The organism is Kribbella kalugense (assembly GCF_004365875.1).
Taxonomy (GTDB): domain Bacteria; phylum Actinomycetota; class Actinomycetes; order Propionibacteriales; family Kribbellaceae; genus Kribbella; species Kribbella kalugense.
In genome coordinates, this window is the sequence record NZ_SODF01000001.1 from 470,366 (window position 1) to 487,131 (window position 16,766).

A 16,766-nucleotide genomic window follows, 5' to 3' on the forward strand; every position below is an offset into this window, starting at 1 on the left:
GCGCTCAGCGGACGCCCTGGGGGCGGAACTGGATGCTGATTCGCGGGCCGATCCGGCCGGCAGCCTTGGGAATCGCGTGTTCCCAGGTGCGTTGACACGATCCACCCATCACGATGAGGTCCCCATGCCCCAGCGGATACCGAACAGTCGAACCCACCGGCCCACTAACCCCACTCCCGTGACCCGCCCCACCTGCGCCGCCCGATCCGCCGGGTCGTGGGCGGAGTGTCAGTACGCGTGGTTCGCCGACGGACAGGATGGCGACCATCGTGTCCTCGTGGTTCCCTCGCCCGATCCGGTCGCCATGCCACGCGACGCTGTCCCGACCATCCCGGTAGAAACACAACCCCGCCGTACGGAACGGCTCACCCAGCTCCTCCGCATAATGCGCACTCAACGCATCCCGCGCCTCGTCCAGGATCGGCAACGGCAGGTCCACGTTCTCCCCGTAGAAGCAGAGCAGTCGCGGTACGTCGACCACCCGGTCGTACATCTGCCGCCGCTCAGCCTGCCACGGCACGTCGCGCGCCAGCCGCCCGTACACCTGATCGGCCCCGGTCAACCACCCCGGCAACACGTCGACCCAGGCTCCACGCCCCAGCTCGGTCCGCGCCAGCCCGTCCAAGGACCCCAGCTCCGGATCCTCGAAAGCATCCAGCAACGAGCCCTGAAGATCAGCACCCATACCCCCACCATACCCGAGATTCGAACATACGTTCCCCTAGGTCTCCGTAACGATGGTGAGGGCGAGGCCGGGGAGTACGGTGTAGGCGGAGTCGCACATGGGAGGTCGAGCATGACTGGGGCTGTGCTGGGCGGGTTGGCGGCTTTGCGAGACGAGCTGGCCACGCTGTATCGCGACTTGCATCAGAATCCTGAGCTGTCGCTGCAGGAGACGCGTTCGGCCGGCGTGCTTGCGCAGTGTCTGCGTGCTGCCGGCTTTGACGAGGTCACGGAGCAGGTGGGTGTGACCGGCGTCGTGGGCGTGCTGCGCAACGGTCCCGGCCCGGTGGTCATGCTGCGTGCCGACTTCGACGCTCTGCCAGTAGAGGAGAAGACCGGCCTCCCGTACGCGAGCACGGCTCGGGCTGTGGACCGCGACGGCGATGACGTTCCCGTGATGCACGCCTGCGGGCACGACATGCACGCCACCTGCCTGGTTGGCGCCGCGACTCTGCTGAAGCGGGCCTCAGACGAATGGCGTGGAACGCTGATGGTGGTGTTCCAGCCTGCCGAGGAGCTCGCGATCGGTGCACGCGAGATGATCGACGACGGACTGTTCGAGCGCTTCGGCAAACCAGAGATCGTCCTCGGTCAGCATGTCGCCCCACTGCCGGCCGGCTTCATCGGCTACGGCACCGGCCCGGTGATGGCGGCCGCCGACTCCCTCAACCTCACGCTGTACGGCCAGGGCGGGCACGGCTCCCGCCCCGAGTCGACGATCGACCCGGTCCTGATGGCGGCGAACGTCGTCACGCGCCTGCAGGGCATCGTCGCCCGCGAGGTGCCGCCGGCCGAGTCAGCCGTGGTCACCGTCGGCCGACTGCAGGCAGGATCGAAAGACAACATCATCCCGGACAAAGCCGAGCTCGGCATCAACGTCCGTACCTACACCCCGCAGGTCCGAGACCTTGTCCGCAACGCCATCGAGCGCATCGCTCGAGCTGAGTCCGCGGCCAGCGCCGCCGTGGCGGAGCCTGATCTCGACTGGTTCGCCAGCGTGCCCGCGCTGGTCAGTGAACCTGAGGCCACCAACATCACTATCGACGCTTTCAGCCGGCACTTCGGCGTGGAGCGGATCCAGCTGATGCCGCAGGTCAACGCCAGCGAGGACGTCGGCGTGTTCGGAGAGGCGGTGCAGGTCCCGACCGTGTTCTGGTTCTGGGGCGGCCTCGAGACCGAGCCCACCCTTGCCGCCTTCCGTGAGGGACGCATAGATCAGCTTCCGGGCAACCACTCGCCGTACTTCGCCCCAGTCATCGAGCCGACCTTGACCACCGGCGTCGAAGCACTCGTCCTGGCCGCCCTGGCCTGGCTCGGCAAACCCTGACTCATTGCGGAGCTGCGAGCGCCTCGCCGATGGCGTGCCGCGTGTAGGTCGTCAGCGCCGGGTTGGTGTCCTTTTGGTACGACCACACGATCAGGGCCTGGGACAGTACGCGCCCGCGTCCGCGCAGCCACGTCGCGTCGTCCACGTCCAGCGCCGCACGGAACTCGTCGCGGACGTTCGCGGGCAGCAGGTACCACACCGGGAACAGGTCGCACGCCGGATCGCCGACACCGCAGGTCTCGAAGTCGAGCACCGCGGTCAGCCGGCCCTCCGCCGACACGAGCAGGTTGCTCGGCGTCAGGTCCGAGTGCACCCACACCTCGCGCCCGTCGTACGGCGCCGCGAGCGACTCCTCCCACGACGCCAGCGCCGCGCGAGTGTCGATCAGGCCATCCAGCTCGCTGATCGCCTTCCGCGTCGGGGAGTCCATCGAGACCATCGAGGCGCGCGTACGGCGCTCGCCCGGATACGCCGGCGGCCGGTCTGGCAGGTCGATCCGCCGGAACGCGTCGACGAACGCCGCGAGGTCCGTCGCCAGCCCACGCGGATCAACCAGCGCGTAGGGGGAGGGGTGCGCACCGGCGAGCCAACGGTGGACGGACCACTCGCCCGGGAACGCGTCGGTGGGTGAGCCGATCGCCTCGACCGAAGGGATCGCCACAGGCAGGAACGGCGCGAGTGCCGCGAGTTTCGCCTGCTCCCGTCGGACTTCGTCGGTGATCGACGGCCGGAGCGGAAGCCGTACGGACAGGTCGGAACCGAGGCGGTAGATCGCGTTCACCAATCCACCGGAGTCGACCGGCTCCAGCGGCAATGCGGCCCACTGCGGGAACTGCTCGGCCAGCAGCTCGCGGACGAGCGGCGTGTCGATGTCGGCCTGATCGGCGTGGACCTTGCGGGGACTCACGAGCCATTCGAACGGTCGGATCCGTCCGCGGTCAACCCAGTTTCGCATCGAGTCGCTCAACAGCCGGGGAGTCGACGCACGCTCGAGGCACCGACGTCGAGCTACGCGGGTTTCAGCGGTCCGGTGGGCTTGTAAGTGGTGAGGATGACGCCGGACGGGAACGGCGTCGCGCTGGTCAGTTCGAAGGTCTGCGCCGAGGTGCCTTCCGCGAACAGGCGTTTGCCGGTGCCCAGCAGGACCGGGTTGATGATCAGCAGGACTTCATCCGCCAGCCCGTGTTCGAGCAGCGTCGAGGTCAGCGTGGAGCTGCCCGAGAGGATGAGGTCGGGGCCGTCTTCTGCCTGGATGCGCCGAACGCGGGTCGACGAGGTATGGTCCAACGCCTTCGAACGGGCCCCAATCGAGACTTTCCGGATGGTGGGTGGCAACGAACTTCGTCGCCGCGTTGATCCGGTCCGCCATCGGGCTGCTCGGCATCTTCGGCCAGAAGCCCGACCAGAGATCGTAGGTGCGACAGGCGTCACGAGATTCTGGTGATTCCCATGGAGCTGAGCGCCTGGTCGTAGTGCTGCGTTTAGGGTGTGGGCTTCGGCGGAGCCGCTGTTTGAGTCGGAGGTCGGGCAATGACCAGTAAGTTCACTGAGCTGGCGATCGACTGTGCCGATCCGAGTGGGCTCGCCCGGTTCTGGTGCGCGGTACTCGGCTATGAGGTACAGGACGAGGAGGACGGGCTGGTGACGATCGGGTCGCCGTTGCTGCCCGAAGGTAGGGAGCGTCCTGGGCCGGTGCCGCCGACGTTGACGTTCGCGCGGGTGCCCGAGGGCAAGACGATCAAGAACCGGCTCCATCTCGACCTCAATGCGACCGACGGGGGACAGGACGAGGAGGTACGCCGCCTGCTCGACCTCGGTGCCCACCACGCCGACGTCGGCCAAACCGGCGAGGAGAGCTGGGTAACGCTTGCCGACCCGGAGGGCAACGAGTTCTGCGTCCTAGCCGGCCAACACCCCTGACTGCGCCACCGATCAACGGTTGGAGAACGCATGACCCGCATGCTGATCCGGAACGTCTCCGTGCTGGTAGTCCCCGAGCACGGCGACTGCCGAGTAGACCAGGCCCAAGACATCCACATCACCAACGACCAAATCACCGCAATAACCCCGACCGGCGTGGGGGAGGTGGGGGAGCGGGAGGTGATTGATGGGACTGGGTTGGTGGCGGTGGCTGGGTTGGTTAATTCGCATACGCATAGTCCGATGGTGATGATGCGGGGGGCGGCCGAGGATCTTTCGATTGAGGATTGGTTCAATCGGCGGATTTGGCCGATGGAGGTGAATCTGACGCCGGAGCGGGTGCGGGTCGGGGCGCGGTTGGCGTGTGCTGAGATGTTGCTGGCTGGGGTGACTACGTTCGTCGACCACTACTTTCACGCCGAGCAGATCGCGGCCGCTGCGATCGAGTCCGGGATCAGGGCTGACCTCGCGCCCACGTTCTTCTCGTCCACCGGCCATTCCACCGCGGGGCAGGATGTGATCGGAGCGGCTTTCGACGTGACTCGTGAGTTGAGTCGGGTTCATCCGCGGATTAGCGCGAGCCTTGGGCCGCACGCGACGTACACAGTCACTGACGATGATCTGCGGCGTACGGCGGACTTCGCGCGGGACGAGGGGTTTCGGATCCATCTGCATGCGGCCGAGACGGACGATCAGACTCAGGCGTCGCTCGATAGGCACGGCGTCACTCCGATCCAGGTGCTTGAGCGGACTGGCGTACTCGATGCCGGCGCGCTGATCGCGCACGGGTGCGGCATCCGTGAGTCTGACCTCGCGATCCTCGAGCGGTATGCAGACCGCACGACAGTTGCCTCTTGCCCGAAGGTTTACCTCAAGCTTGCGATGGGCGAGGTCACTCCGATCAAGGGGCTCCGGTCGGCTGGCGTACGAGTCGGGATCGGCACTGACGGAGCCGCCGTGCACAACACCCTCGACGTCTGGGAGGCGATTCGCATGGTCGCGCTGACCCAGAAGCAACGTGAGCATGACGCCGAGTGGATGACGCTGTCCGACACCCTTCGTCTAGCCACCCGAGGCAGCGCGGCAGCCGCTGGTCTCGCCGACAGCATCGGCGTCCTTGAGCCAGGCCGCCAAGCTGACATCGCGCTCGTCGATCTCAACGGTCCGCACAACCAGCCGCTGCACGATCCGCGGGCGGCCCTGGTGTACTCCGTGCGCGCCTCGGACGTGGTCACCGTTCTTGTCGCCGGGCAGGTGGTCGTCCGCGACCGGCAGTTGCTGACCATGGATCGCGACGAGGTCGTCGCCGAAGCGCGCGAACTGGCCCACACCCTGGTCGATCTCTCCCAAGGCGGGGCCGTTCAGCACTACGCCCCCTGACTCAGCACCACGAGCCGCAACTCAGCACCACGGGCCGCGACTCAGCACTACGCGCCCTGACTCGGCACGACGGGCCGTGATTCAGCGCGCCGAGCCGTGGGTCAGTTTGATAGGAGGGCTTGGAGGATTAGGTCGTTGCGGGCTGTTTGGCCGGCTGGGACTGAGGTGTGGACGCCCTCTCGCAAGTACGTCGTCAGGTGGGCTGGTGATGCGGCCAGGGACTCCGCCCAGCGGACCACCTTCAGGTTCGAGTACTTCTTCGAGGCGTCCGACAGCTGCGAGTTGATCCACGCGCTGTTGCGTTGGTCGGCCAGCTGCACGGCCGCGGACTTCGCCGTACGAGCGCACTGGACGTTGACCCAGACAACCGTCCGCTGCGAACCGACGATCCGCATCGTCCGGTCGACCTGCGCGGCGAAGACCGGCGGGTTGAAGATGTCGTTCGTTCCCGTCGCCATCAGGATCCGGCGCGGCATGCCGTACCGGACTGCCCAGTTCTGCAAGGCGTCGACCGCCGGCGCGGTCGGACGGCCGGACCAGTTGTGTACCGCGATGGTCTTGCCGGTGCGCGCGATCAGCTGCGACGCGAGCGCCTTGCCGTCCTGCACCGCGATGCTGTCGCCGAACATATAGACGCCGTCGTTGTCGCGGACGGACGTAATGGTTGCTTCAGTTGCGATCGCGTGGCTCAAGATTGTCCAGTCGCCGAGCGCGCCGGACCCATACGGGTCGGACGCAGCGGCGGTCTGGGCCGTCGATGCCTCGCCGGTGGCGACGGCCGCGACAGTGGCCACGGCTCCCGCCATCAGGACGTGGCGACGGTTCGGTTTCATAGTGTTGCCCCCAGGAGATGGTCGGGATCCGCGTGGACGATACAAGGTGACTGAGCGCAACCGTCAAGCCGTTGTGATCCAACAGAGATCTGACAGACGGTTGGCTGCAATCATTTCGTCAGCTGATCGTGAGGATCTTGTTCGCGGTGAACGCCTGCGCATGGTCGGCATCACCGGGGAACCAGACCCGGTAGGCGACCTGGCCGCGGACGGCCGGTTTGATGCCGAACGCGTACTTGCCCGAGGCACTCAGCTTCACCGAGGCGATCGACTTCCACACCTTGCTTCCGTACTGCTGCAGGTAGACGGTCTGGCCGGCGTGCGCGGGAGCGACGTACCCGCTGATGGCGGCGGCCTGGCCGAGCCGGATCGCTGCCGGCGCCAGGGTCGCGGAGATCGTCGGTGCGACCTGGACGGTGATGTCTGGCGTCCGCGTCCCCATCAGGTCGGTGTTGCCGGGGAACGTCATCATGAACACCGACGACACGGTCGGCTTGTAGGAAAGGCTGACGGTCCCGGTCGACGAGGTCTTCAAAGCGGCGAGCAGCTTGAACGTCGAGGAGTTCTTCGGCCGCACGTACAGGTTCGTCGGCAGACCGGCGTACGCCAACTTGTCGATCCGCAGCGTGCTCCCGGTCAGCGTGATCGACCCGCCGTAGTTGATCAGCGTCGATGACGGCGTGAGCACGGTCTTCATGCCGAGCAACTGGCTCGTCGCGATCAGGCTGAACTTGCCACCGCGGTCCTTGACCCAGGCGCCGTAGGTGTAGGTGACGCCCTGAGCCAACCCGGTGTTCTTGTACGCCGACGCCGCACCCGAGTAGACCAGCGTGCCGGTCGTCGGAGTCGGTGCCTGGCTGGTCGAGTTCCGCCGCACCATGACCTGGTCGAGGTCTGGCGTCGGCGGGATCTTCCACGTCAGGTTCGCAGCCAGGTACGCACCGGTCGCGTCGAACGTCAGCTTCTGCGGCGCCAGGTCGGCCGTCGCGAAGCCACTGCTGACCGGCAGCACCTCGTCCCCGTTGGTCTCCGTGATCCCCTCGAGGACCTGGATGCGGTACGCCGTGTTGTCGGTCAAACCGCCCGTCGGCGTGATCACTGCCTGCCGAGTCGTCGCGTCATAGCCGACCGTCGCCCCGATCGTGGCGCCACTCTTGGCGTTGACGAGCCGGACCGTGCTGGCGGTGACAGTGCTCGCGACCACGGGACGGGCGAACGTCACGAACGGCCGGGTCGACAGGTCCGAGATGGTCGAGCGGTCCTCCGGCTGCGCATCCCGGAGCGAATAGTCCGTGCCGGAGCCCGCGCCGCCGGTGCCCTCCTCGGTGATGTTCAGCGAGTAGGCCCGGGTGTCGCGCGACCCGTTGTCGTTGCTGACCGCGATGTAGGTGCTGCCCGGATTGGCGCCGACGTCGACCGATGCGGTCAGCGGACCCCACTGCGGTTCCTGCGACACCGGGTCGATGTCCGGGAAGGCCTTGACCGCACTGCCGAGCGCCAGCAGGGTGCCGTCGTACACCTGGACCCGCGGACCCATGTTCTCCGCGTAGATCGGCTGGAAGTCGGCGCCCGTGACCGCGATCCGCAGGTTGCGGGCCGCCTCCGAGGTGACCTCGAACCAGTCGACGTCACCCTCGGCGCCGATCGTGGTCTCCAGCGGGCTCGACTCCGGGCTGACCGAGATCGCCCGCTCGGGCTGGTCGTTGCCGTCGGACCCGCTGACCGGGAAGTCCGGCGCGAAGCGGCCGCCGAGCGCGGCGTACGCGTCCAGGATGCCGGCGCCGTAGTACGGGTCGGTGCCGCGCGGACCGGCGTCCCGGGCGAGCGTCTTGAGCCGGCTCTCCACCTGCACCGGCGTGAACGTCGGCCACTTGTTCCTCACCAGGGCCGCGACGCCCGCGACGATCGGCGCGGAGCAGGACGTGCCGGTGCAGAACCAGTACGGCGCCTTGCCGGCCGGCGTCAGCGACCGGGCGCCGGTGGTCAGGATGTTGAAGCCGGGAGCAGCCAGGTCGACCCAGCTGCCGTACGAGCTGAAATCGGTCTTCACACCACCCGGGCTGGTCGCGCCGACCGCGATCACGCCGTAGAAGGCCGCTGGGTACTGCACGACGTCCGTACCGTCGTTGCCGGCCGCCGCGACCACGACGACGCCGTGGGCGATCGCGTTCGCCACCGCTTTGTCGAGCACAGCGTCGTACCCCGGAGCGCCGAGCGACATGTTGATCACCTTGGCGCCGTGACCGACAGCCCAGTTGATGCCTTCGGCAATGTCTGCGTCGTACCCGCTGCCGTCGGCGCCCATGACCTTGACGGGCATCGCCTTGACGTTCCACCCGACACCGGCGACACCGATGCCGTTGTTGGCGCCGGCCGCGATGATGCCGAGCGTCATGGTGCCGTGGCCGTTGTCGTCGACCGGGTTGGGCCGGGTGGACGAGACGGCGTTGTAGCCGGTCACGAGATGACCGACGAGATCTGGATGACCGGCATCAACGCCGGTGTCGAGTACGGCGACGATCTGGTTGCCGGTCGACTTCGACAGATCCCAGGCGGCCGGAACCCGGACTGTGTTCAGCGAGGTCTGCTGATTGACCGCGTAGTACGTGTCGTTCGGGGTGGCCGAGATCCGGCGCTTGTAGTTCAGCGAAGCGAGCTCGACGGACGGGTCGGTCTGGACCTTCTTCAGCAGGTCCTGGGCCGGGAGGTCGCCCTTGAGTTTCACGACGTCCGACGAGACGGAGTCCTCGGTGGTGGCGCGGACCTTGGCGACCGCGGCGTGGCGGGCCGAGGAGGTGCTCTTCTTCTTGAACTTCACCACCACCGCGTTCGGCTCGAACTCAGGCTTGCCGGTCTGGTGTGCGGCCGGGTACGGCGGTTGGTACAGGTCAGGTTGCGCCGCCGAACCGGACGAGCTGGTCAGGGCTACCAGCGAGCCGGCGACCAGCGCCGCGGGGACGGCGAGACGCAGGAGGTGGGCAGGACGGAAGGACACAGGACTTCCCAGTGGTTGCAAAATCAAGGACGACGGGCCGGGGCCATGCAGGGCCTTTAGCTGATGGTGACGATCTTGTTCGCGGAGAACGCCTGCGCGTGATCGGCGTCGCCGGGGAACCAGATCCGGTAGGCGATCTGGCCCCGTACCGCAGGCCTGATGCCGAAGGCGTACTTGCCGGACGAGATCGGCTTGACCGACGCGATCGACTTCCAGACCTTGTTCCCGTACTGCTGCAGGTACAAGGGCTGACCAGCGTGGGCCGGCGCGATGTAGCCGCTGATCGCGGTGGTCTTGCCGAGCTTGACCGCCGTCGGTGCGAGAGTGGCCGAGATCGTCGGGGCCACCTGGACGGTGACGTCCGGCGTCCGGGTGCCCATCAGATCGGCGTTCCCGGGGAACGTCATCATGTACACCGAGGAGACGGCCGGCTTGTAGGTGTAGCTGACGGTCCCGGTCGAGGACGTCTTCAGCGCGGCCAGCAGGGTGAACTTCGTCGAGTTCTTCGGCCGGACGTACAGGTTGGTCGGCAGACCGGCGTACGCCTTGTTGTCGATCCGCAGGGTGCTCCCGCGCAGCGTGATCGAGCCGCCGTAGTTGATCAGCGTCGACGTGGTCGAGATCCCGGTCTTCATCCCGAACAGCTGCGTGGTCGCGATCGGGCTGGTCTTGCCACCGCGGTCCTTGACCCAGGCGGCGTACGTGTACGTGACGCCCTGCAAGAGCCCGGTGTTCTTCACCGCGGAGCCCGTGCCTGCGTAGACCAGCGTCCCGGTCGCCGCCGTCGGCGGCTTGCTGATCGGGTTCCGGCGGACGATCACCTGGTCGAGGTCGCCGGTCGGCGGGATCTTCCAGGCAAGGTTCGCAGCCAGGTACGCACCCGTCGCGTCGAAGGACCCGGCCGCGGACGGCGTCTGGTCCACCGTCGAGAACACACTGGTGAACGGCGCGATCGTCCCACCGTCCCCTTGCACCCCGCTCACAACAATCCGGTACGGCGTGTTGTCGAGCAACGGCACCGTCGGCTTGAGAGTGGCCAGACGGGTCCCGGCGTCGAAGGCGACCGTCGCGCCGACCGACGAACCGGTCCTGCCGTTCAGCAGCCGCACCGTCGTCGGGTTCACGCTGGCGGCAACGACATCCCGCGCGAACATCACGATCGGCGTCGTCGTCAGCACGGCGTTGGCGGACAGGTCGTTCGGCTTCACGTCCGCGACCGGGTAGGCGGTCCCGGTCGGGGTCGAGCCGGCGCCCTCCTCGGAGACGGTCAGCGTGTACTTCCGGGTGTCCCGGGATCCGTTGTCGTTGCGCACGGCAATGTACGTCGTGTCGTTCGCGCTGACGTTCACCGTCGCGGTCAGGTTGGTGGCCTGGGGACAGCCGGTGGCGGGGTCGATCGGCGTGGACGGATACGGGTTCACCGCATGGCCCAGGGAGAGCAGGCTGGAGTTGTAGACATCGATCCGGGGCCCGAAGTTCTCCGCGAAGGCACAGCTGAACAGCGGCCCGGTCACCGACACCTTGAGGTTGCGGTTCGTCGCCGACGTCACCTGATACCAGTCGACGTCGCCTTCGACGCTGATCGTCGAGCTGGTCGTCTTGGAGCCCGCTACCGGGACCGCCACCGGGAAGGAACGCGATGGCTGGTCGAGGTTGTCCTCGGGGTTGACCGGGAAGTCCGGGGCGAAGCGGCCGCCGAGGGCGGCGTACGCGTCGACGATGCCGTGGCCGTAGTACGGATCGATTCCGCGTGGACCGGCGTCCCGGGCGAGGACCTCGAGCCGCTGCGCGACCTGGGCCGGCGTCAAGGTCGGCCACTTGTTCCGGACGAGGGCCGCGATCCCGGCCACGATCGGCGCCGAGCAGGACGTGCCGGTGCAGTACCAGTACGGCGCGAACTCCGGTGGCGTCAGCGAACGCGCGCCGGTGGTCAGGATGTTCCAGCCGGGAGCGGCCACGTCGACCCAGTCGCCGTACGAGCTGAAGTCGGTCTTCACACCGCCAGGGTTGGTCGCGGCGACCGCGATCACGTCCGGGTACGCGGCCGGGTACTGCACAACGTCGGTCCCGTCGTTGCCAGCGGCAACCACAACGACGACGCCCTTGTTGACCGCGTTCGTCACGGCGTTGTGCAGCACGGAGTTGTCGCCGGGCCCGCCGAGGGACATGTTGATCACCTTGGCGCCGTGGGCAACGGCCCAGTTGATGCCTTCGGCAATGTCCGCGTCGTACCCGGAGCCGTTGGCGCCCATCACCTTGACCGGCATCGCCTTGACGTTCCAGCCGACACCGGCGACGCCGATGCCGTTGTTCGCGCCGGCTGCGATGATGCCCAGCGTCATGGTGCCGTGCCCGTTGTCGTCGACCGGGTTCGGCCGCGTGCTCGAGGTCGCGTTGTACCCCGGCACGAGGTGGCCGACGAGATCCGGGTGACCGGCGTCGACGCCGGTGTCGAGTACGGCGACGATCTGGTTGCCGGTCGACTTCGACAGATCCCAGGCGGCCGGGACGCGGGTCGTGTTCAGGTACGTCTTCTGATCGCTGTTGTAGTACGTGTCGTTCGGGACCGCGGAGACGTACCGCTTGTAGTTGAGCGAGGCCAGCTCGACGTTCGGGTCGGCCTCGACCTTCTTCAGCAGCTCGGGCGCGGACAGCTTGCCGGTGACCTTCACGAAATCCGAAACGACAGAGTCTTCGGTACTGCCGCCGACCTTGGCGACCGCGGACCGGCGAGCGGCGGTCGTTGCCTTCGGCTTGAACTTCACCATCACGGTGTTCGGCTCGAACTCGCCTTTCGCGGACGGATGGGCGGTGAACGGCGGATGGAAGGGACGCGGCTGTGCGGCCGAGCCGGACGACCCCGTCAGCACGATCAGCGAGCCGGCAACCAGAGCTGCGGGCAACCCCAGGCGCAACAGGAGCGCAGGGCGGAATGACACAGGACCCCCCACGGGTCAAAGTGATAGACCTGCGGATTATGGCAGAGGACTGAATTCCAGTGGAGACCGGAATCGATGTCACAAGCTGCAATTTCACGACAAGGTGACGGCATGCCGCTCTAAGCTCTGGTCATGACTGAGGAACTGAGTTCCTGGCGGAGGGCGCCGTTCACCGGCGGCGGCCTGACCTACGACTGCTTCGAGAAGGGCGAGGGGCCGGGCGTCGTCCTGATCCCCGAGATCCCCGGACTTAGCCCTGGCGTCATCGGCTTCGGCGAACACCTGGTCGAGGCGGGCTTCACAGTCGTCATCCCGTCGCCCTTCGGTACGCCGGGACGCAAGGAGTCGATGGGGTACGTACTGGGCACCGTCGCGCGACTGTGCGTCTCGAAGGAGTTCCGCGCCTTCGCGGTCAACGCCGAGCGGCCGATCACGAAGTACCTGCGTGCCGTCGCGACCGACCTCGCCGGCCGGACGCCCGGACGCGGCGTCGGTGTGATCGGGATGTGTTTCACCGGGGGATTCGCGCTCGCCACCGCCGTCGAGGATGTCGTCACCGCGCCAGTGCTCAGTCAGCCGTCGGTGCCGTTCCCAGTGAGCGCCAAGCGGCGCAGCGATCCGGGGTTGTCGCAGCAGGAGTTCGAGGTCGTCAAGGAGCGGACGCGGACCGACGGGCTGTGCGTGCTCGGCCTGCGGTTCAGCGGGGACCGAGCGGCGGCGCCTGAGCGATTCAGCACTCTGCGCGCGCAGCTCGGTGATGCGTTCGAGGTGATCGAGCTCGACTCCTCGCCAGGGAATGCGGACGGATACAGCAAGAATGCGCACGCGGTGCTCACGGCCGAGGTCCGCGACAACCCGCCGAACTCGGCCTTCGCCGCCCGGGCCCGAACCGTCGACTTCCTCCGGGAACACCTGACAGCGACCGCCTGACGACGTTCCGTGTGGAAATGTCAAAACCACGTTGAGTAACGCAGACGGTGTGATTCGGTCGCCGTTGAGCGGGGGAGGCTAGGAATGCCTGGGGATTGATCGTTGCGGTCCGCAAGTATGGGGGTGCGGTGGGTGACGCCGATGTTTTCCTCTGGTCGTGGGTGCCTGGTGCATGGCACGATCGGCCGTCGGAGGCACAACAGGGGACGCGCATCGCGCATGGCGGGTGCCAGGCATCAGATGAGTGAGGCTGTATGAACGGGCGGGTAGCGCAAGACAACCGGATCCAAGTGAACGGGACCAACGGTCACGGACATGGTCACGCTCCGCAACCAAGCGCTCACCTCGAAGCACCGGCGGACGACCAGAAGGACGAACAGCAGGTCGACCAGACGGTCGATCAGAAAGGCGACCAGCCGGCGCCGGAGTGGCAGTCCGGGCAGCAGATCGCCGAGATCCAGGTGCGCCAGCCGGACGACGTACCTCGTTCGGAGTGGCTGTCCGAGGTTCGCGATCGGCCTAGAACGCCGAACGGTACGACGCTGCGCCAGTTCAACACCCCTGTCCGCGTGGACGAGATCGCGGTTGCGGCGATGACCCTGGCCGAAGATCTGCACGCGGCGACGCAGAGCATGCCGGATTCCGTTGAACTGCGGCGTTTCCGGCGTGATCTCGACCAGGCCGCGACTACCTTCCGCGACTTGGCGACCAAGCTCGAGGTGACCGCCGGCAAGCTCGTCCGGCTGGCGGCGAACGAGGGCCAGGCGTGCGGTGTCGGCTGGGGCGTCTGCCCCGAGCACGGCCTCACGCTGATGAACATCGGCGAGACCGCGACCTGCCACGTGCTCGGCTGCGGCCGGCAGAACGAGGGCGAGGTCGAGCGCTGCGAGCACCCGGTCGCGTACCGCGTCGTCGACGCGGCCGGACCGGCTCTGCTCACCTGCACCGGCCACGCCATCGCCTGCCGGCTGTACTTCGACAACCCGGTCATCACCGCGGCTGCCGACAGCATGGAGCTCTTCTAGACAACGGGTTGCGTCGGTCGCGTCTCCGTGACCGGCGCTTCGCCCTTGAGCATCCGGCCGCCGTCGTTGGTCAGCCGGAGGTAGTAGTCGGACGAGCAGGCAGTGCCGTCCTCGTCGAGCGCGCGGATGCCGGAACTGGACGGAATCCAGGCCGAGGACTCCGCGGTCTTCGCGATCTGGTTGCCCTCGTTGAACTCGTCGAACATCGAGATGTAGAAACCCTGCACGCCAACGCGCGTCAGGTTGTAGAACTGCCGCCACATCAGCTCACCGTGCGCACGATGCCCGGACTGCAGGTCACCTGGGATCACGCACGGCTGGTAGTCGATCCCGTGGGCGTTGCAGTCCGCCTGGTCCTGCTGGTTCACGTTGTTGTAGTAGTGATCGGCGCCCGCGATGTCGCTGATCCGGCCGACCATCCACGGCGACAGCATGTTGAACGCGTGGTAGACGTCCAGGTACCCGGGCCGCGAGTCCTCGTTCCCCGGCAGCCAATGCGTCGGTACGCCGCCGATCACGTAGCAGCCCTGGTCCTTGAACCAGTTGATGACGTCCAGACAGACCGATGCCGGAAAGTCCTTGTTCGCCTCGTTGAAGCCGAAGCCCCAGATACACACGACCGGCTTGCCGTTCTGCCGCGCGTACGCCGATGACGACGTGTACGCGCTCATCTTCGAGGTCCAGTCGGACTTCATCTCCGACTGCATGTTCGTCCAGCCGGTCGCGTCGTACATGATGTAGAACTTCCGCCCGTACTGCTCGGCGGACTGCCGCACCTTCGCGGCCATCGCGTCGCGGGTCGGCCCTTCGCCGCCGGTCGGGTTGAACCGTTGCAGCGCGGCCGTGTCGCAGCCGTTCTGCTGCATCCACTGGAAGTGCGTGTCGACGGTCTGCTGGTCGTACGACGAGAACAGCTTGGCCGGCTGTCCGTTGCCGAGGTTCGAGTACGCGGTCTGGTACGTCGAGTTGTAGTCGCGGACGTCGGGCCAGCTGACGATCGCGGTGTTGGTCGGCGAGGGCGGCTGCCCCCAGTTGTTGCTCCAGTGCCACCACCCGTTGATCGGGGCGCCGTCACCGGCACAGGCGAACCAGCCCTGGTATCCGACGGTGACTTTGCCGACCACGTCACCAGGCGGGCTGGCGGCGAAGGCGGACTGGAGATTGGTGCCGACCGTGCCGGCTGTGCCAACAGTGGCAGCGGCGGCGGTGGCGGCGAGGAAGGTACGGCGAGAGAGCGTCATGAGCGTGCTCCTGGTGGGGGCGGACAGGAGAGAACCCGGCGAGCGTACAAAGTTCGACAAAGCCCTGCAAGAACTCGACTGTTGCGAACACTTGACGGTTTTCCGGCGTGAACTTAGTTTGTTGGGTCAACAGACAAAGTCTGGAGAGGGGGCTGGATGACGCTCACCGACGGTCGTCGCCCGGGGAGCCGGGGCGTCGCCGCAGACCACGTCTCGCTCCGGCGGAACAACCTCTCCGTCGTTCTCCGGCACGTCCGCGACCTCGGTCCGCGCTCCCGCGCCCGGATCGCCGACGACACCGGCCTGAACAAGGCGACCGTCAGCAGCCTCGTCGCCGAGCTCGTCGAACGCGGACTGCTGCGCGAAGGACGAGCGGACTCCAGTCGCGCGCTGGGCCGCCCGGGACAGCTCGTCGAGCTCGGCGGCTCCGCCGTCTGCGGCGTCGGCGCCGAGATCAACGTCGACTACCTCGCGGTCGCCGCCCTCGACCTATCCGGCGATGTCGTTCTGGAGAAGCGCGTCCCGGTCGACGTCGCCCACCTCGACCCGGGTACGACGCTTGACCGGTTCGCGGAGCTGGTCCAGGAAGCGGTCGCGGCCGTGGATGCGCGTGGCGGGCAGTTGGCCGGCGTCACCCTCGCCGTACCGGGTCTCGTCCAGGGTGAGACCGGCGAACTGAAGCTCGCGCCGAACCTGGGGTGGGGCGAGCTGTCGGTCGCTCAGGAGATGCGCACGCGGCTGGGCGAGCCGACGTACCCGCTGCATGTGGACAACGAGGCGAACCTGGCGGCGTTGGCGGCGTACGCCGATCTGCGCCAGACCGAGGACGGGCCGGTGCATGACCTGGTCTTGCTGACCGGAGCCGTCGGTGTTGGTGGTGGCGTCGTGGCCGGTGGGCATCTGCTGCGCGGCGGGCACGGGTACAGCGGCGAGGTCGGGCACATGCCGGTCGCGCCGCCGGGCCGGACCTGCGGCTGCGGGCGGACCGGATGCTGGGAGACCGTCGTCGGGCTGACCGCACTGTTGCACAAGGCAACGGACAGGGACGACCCGGTGCGGGATCCGTCGCTGGACGTGGAGCAACGGCTGGCCGGGATCACCCGGCGGGCCGAAGCGGGGGATGCGCGGACGCTGTCCGCGCTGAAGGACGTCGGCATCTGGCTGGGGATTGGGGGAGCGATCCTGGTGAACATCCTGAACCCGGACGTGCTCGTGCTCGGCGGCTACTTCGCCGTACTCGGGCCGTGGCTGAGAGAACCACTGGAGAAGGCGATCCGCGAGCGCGTGATCGCACCGGACGGCGGCGGCTGCCGGGTCGTCCGCTCGGAGCTCGGCTTCGCCGCGGCCGTCCGCGGCGGCGCGCAGATCGCGCTCGACCGGGTCTTCGTAGACCCGACGATGATCGGCCGCTCCGAGACCGGAGTGGCGCAGTGAATATGCCTGGGAGCGATCT

Annotated in this window: 13 protein-coding genes; 6 read left to right on the forward strand and 7 right to left on the reverse strand. The window is 67.3% G+C overall.

Annotated features, from left to right (window positions below):
* Window positions 1–4: 4 nt before the first annotated feature.
* The gene (locus EV650_RS02315) at window positions 5–685 is read right to left on the reverse strand and encodes an alpha-ketoglutarate-dependent dioxygenase AlkB (protein ID WP_134114834.1); all 681 of its coding nucleotides are present in this window, start codon (window positions 683–685) and stop codon (window positions 5–7) included.
* A 111-nt stretch (window positions 686–796) separates the two neighbouring features.
* Between EV650_RS02315 and EV650_RS02320 the strand changes: the two genes are divergently transcribed.
* Window positions 797–2,050 carry an amidohydrolase gene (locus EV650_RS02320; RefSeq protein WP_134114836.1) on the forward strand — a complete coding sequence of 418 codons (1,254 nt, stop codon included), beginning with the start codon at window positions 797–799 and terminating at the stop codon, window positions 2,048–2,050.
* 1 nt (window position 2,051) lies between these two features.
* Here the strand turns inward: EV650_RS02320 and EV650_RS02325 are convergent, their stop codons facing one another.
* Entirely contained in the window at window positions 2,052–2,957 is a 906-nt protein-coding gene (locus tag EV650_RS02325) for an aminoglycoside phosphotransferase family protein (RefSeq protein ID WP_134114838.1), read from the reverse strand.
* Between the two features lie 101 nt (window positions 2,958–3,058).
* Window positions 3,059–3,385, reverse strand: a complete 327-nt coding sequence (locus EV650_RS02330) for a dihydrofolate reductase family protein (protein WP_202874321.1) — start codon at window positions 3,383–3,385, stop codon at window positions 3,059–3,061.
* 195 nt (window positions 3,386–3,580) lie between these two features.
* Here EV650_RS02330 and EV650_RS02335 point away from each other — a divergent pair, with 195 nt between their 5' ends.
* A complete protein-coding gene (locus tag EV650_RS02335; RefSeq protein ID WP_134114840.1) occupies window positions 3,581–3,970 on the forward strand; it encodes a VOC family protein in 390 nt (129 codons plus the stop codon).
* Between the two features lie 30 nt (window positions 3,971–4,000).
* Window positions 4,001–5,350, forward strand: coding sequence for an amidohydrolase (locus EV650_RS02340; protein WP_134114842.1), 1,350 nt, complete (start codon window positions 4,001–4,003; stop codon window positions 5,348–5,350).
* A 101-nt stretch (window positions 5,351–5,451) separates the two neighbouring features.
* On the opposite strand, the gene EV650_RS02345 is transcribed toward EV650_RS02340, so the two are convergent.
* From EV650_RS02345 to EV650_RS02355, 3 genes are all read right to left on the reverse strand, one after another.
* Window positions 5,452–6,183: an SGNH/GDSL hydrolase family protein gene (locus EV650_RS02345; RefSeq protein ID WP_238173981.1), complete on the reverse strand. Its 732-nt coding sequence runs from the start codon at window positions 6,181–6,183 to the stop codon at window positions 5,452–5,454.
* 118 nt (window positions 6,184–6,301) lie between these two features.
* A complete protein-coding gene (locus EV650_RS02350; protein WP_238173982.1) occupies window positions 6,302–9,178 on the reverse strand; it encodes a S8 family serine peptidase in 2,877 nt (958 codons plus the stop codon).
* 56 nt (window positions 9,179–9,234) lie between these two features.
* Window positions 9,235–12,117 carry a S8 family serine peptidase gene (locus EV650_RS02355; RefSeq protein ID WP_238173983.1) on the reverse strand — a complete coding sequence of 961 codons (2,883 nt, stop codon included), beginning with the start codon at window positions 12,115–12,117 and terminating at the stop codon, window positions 9,235–9,237.
* A 132-nt stretch (window positions 12,118–12,249) separates the two neighbouring features.
* Here EV650_RS02355 and EV650_RS02360 point away from each other — a divergent pair, with 132 nt between their 5' ends.
* A complete protein-coding gene (locus EV650_RS02360) occupies window positions 12,250–13,047 on the forward strand; it encodes a dienelactone hydrolase family protein (protein ID WP_134114844.1) in 798 nt (265 codons plus the stop codon).
* 254 nt (window positions 13,048–13,301) lie between these two features.
* Window positions 13,302–14,072 carry a hypothetical protein gene (locus EV650_RS02365; protein WP_134114846.1) on the forward strand — a complete coding sequence of 257 codons (771 nt, stop codon included), beginning with the start codon at window positions 13,302–13,304 and terminating at the stop codon, window positions 14,070–14,072.
* Here EV650_RS02365 and EV650_RS02370 read toward each other — a convergent pair.
* Window positions 14,069–15,313 (reverse strand): glycoside hydrolase family 99 protein, encoded by a 1,245-nt coding sequence (locus EV650_RS02370; RefSeq protein WP_134114848.1) that lies wholly within the window; start codon window positions 15,311–15,313, stop codon window positions 14,069–14,071. The genes EV650_RS02365 and EV650_RS02370 overlap by 4 nt on opposite strands.
* 156 nt (window positions 15,314–15,469) lie before the next feature.
* On the opposite strand from EV650_RS02370, the gene EV650_RS02375 reads away from it, so the two are divergent.
* Window positions 15,470–16,747 (forward strand): ROK family transcriptional regulator, encoded by a 1,278-nt coding sequence (locus EV650_RS02375; protein ID WP_134114850.1) that lies wholly within the window; start codon window positions 15,470–15,472, stop codon window positions 16,745–16,747.
* Window positions 16,748–16,766: the final 19 nt, after the last annotated feature.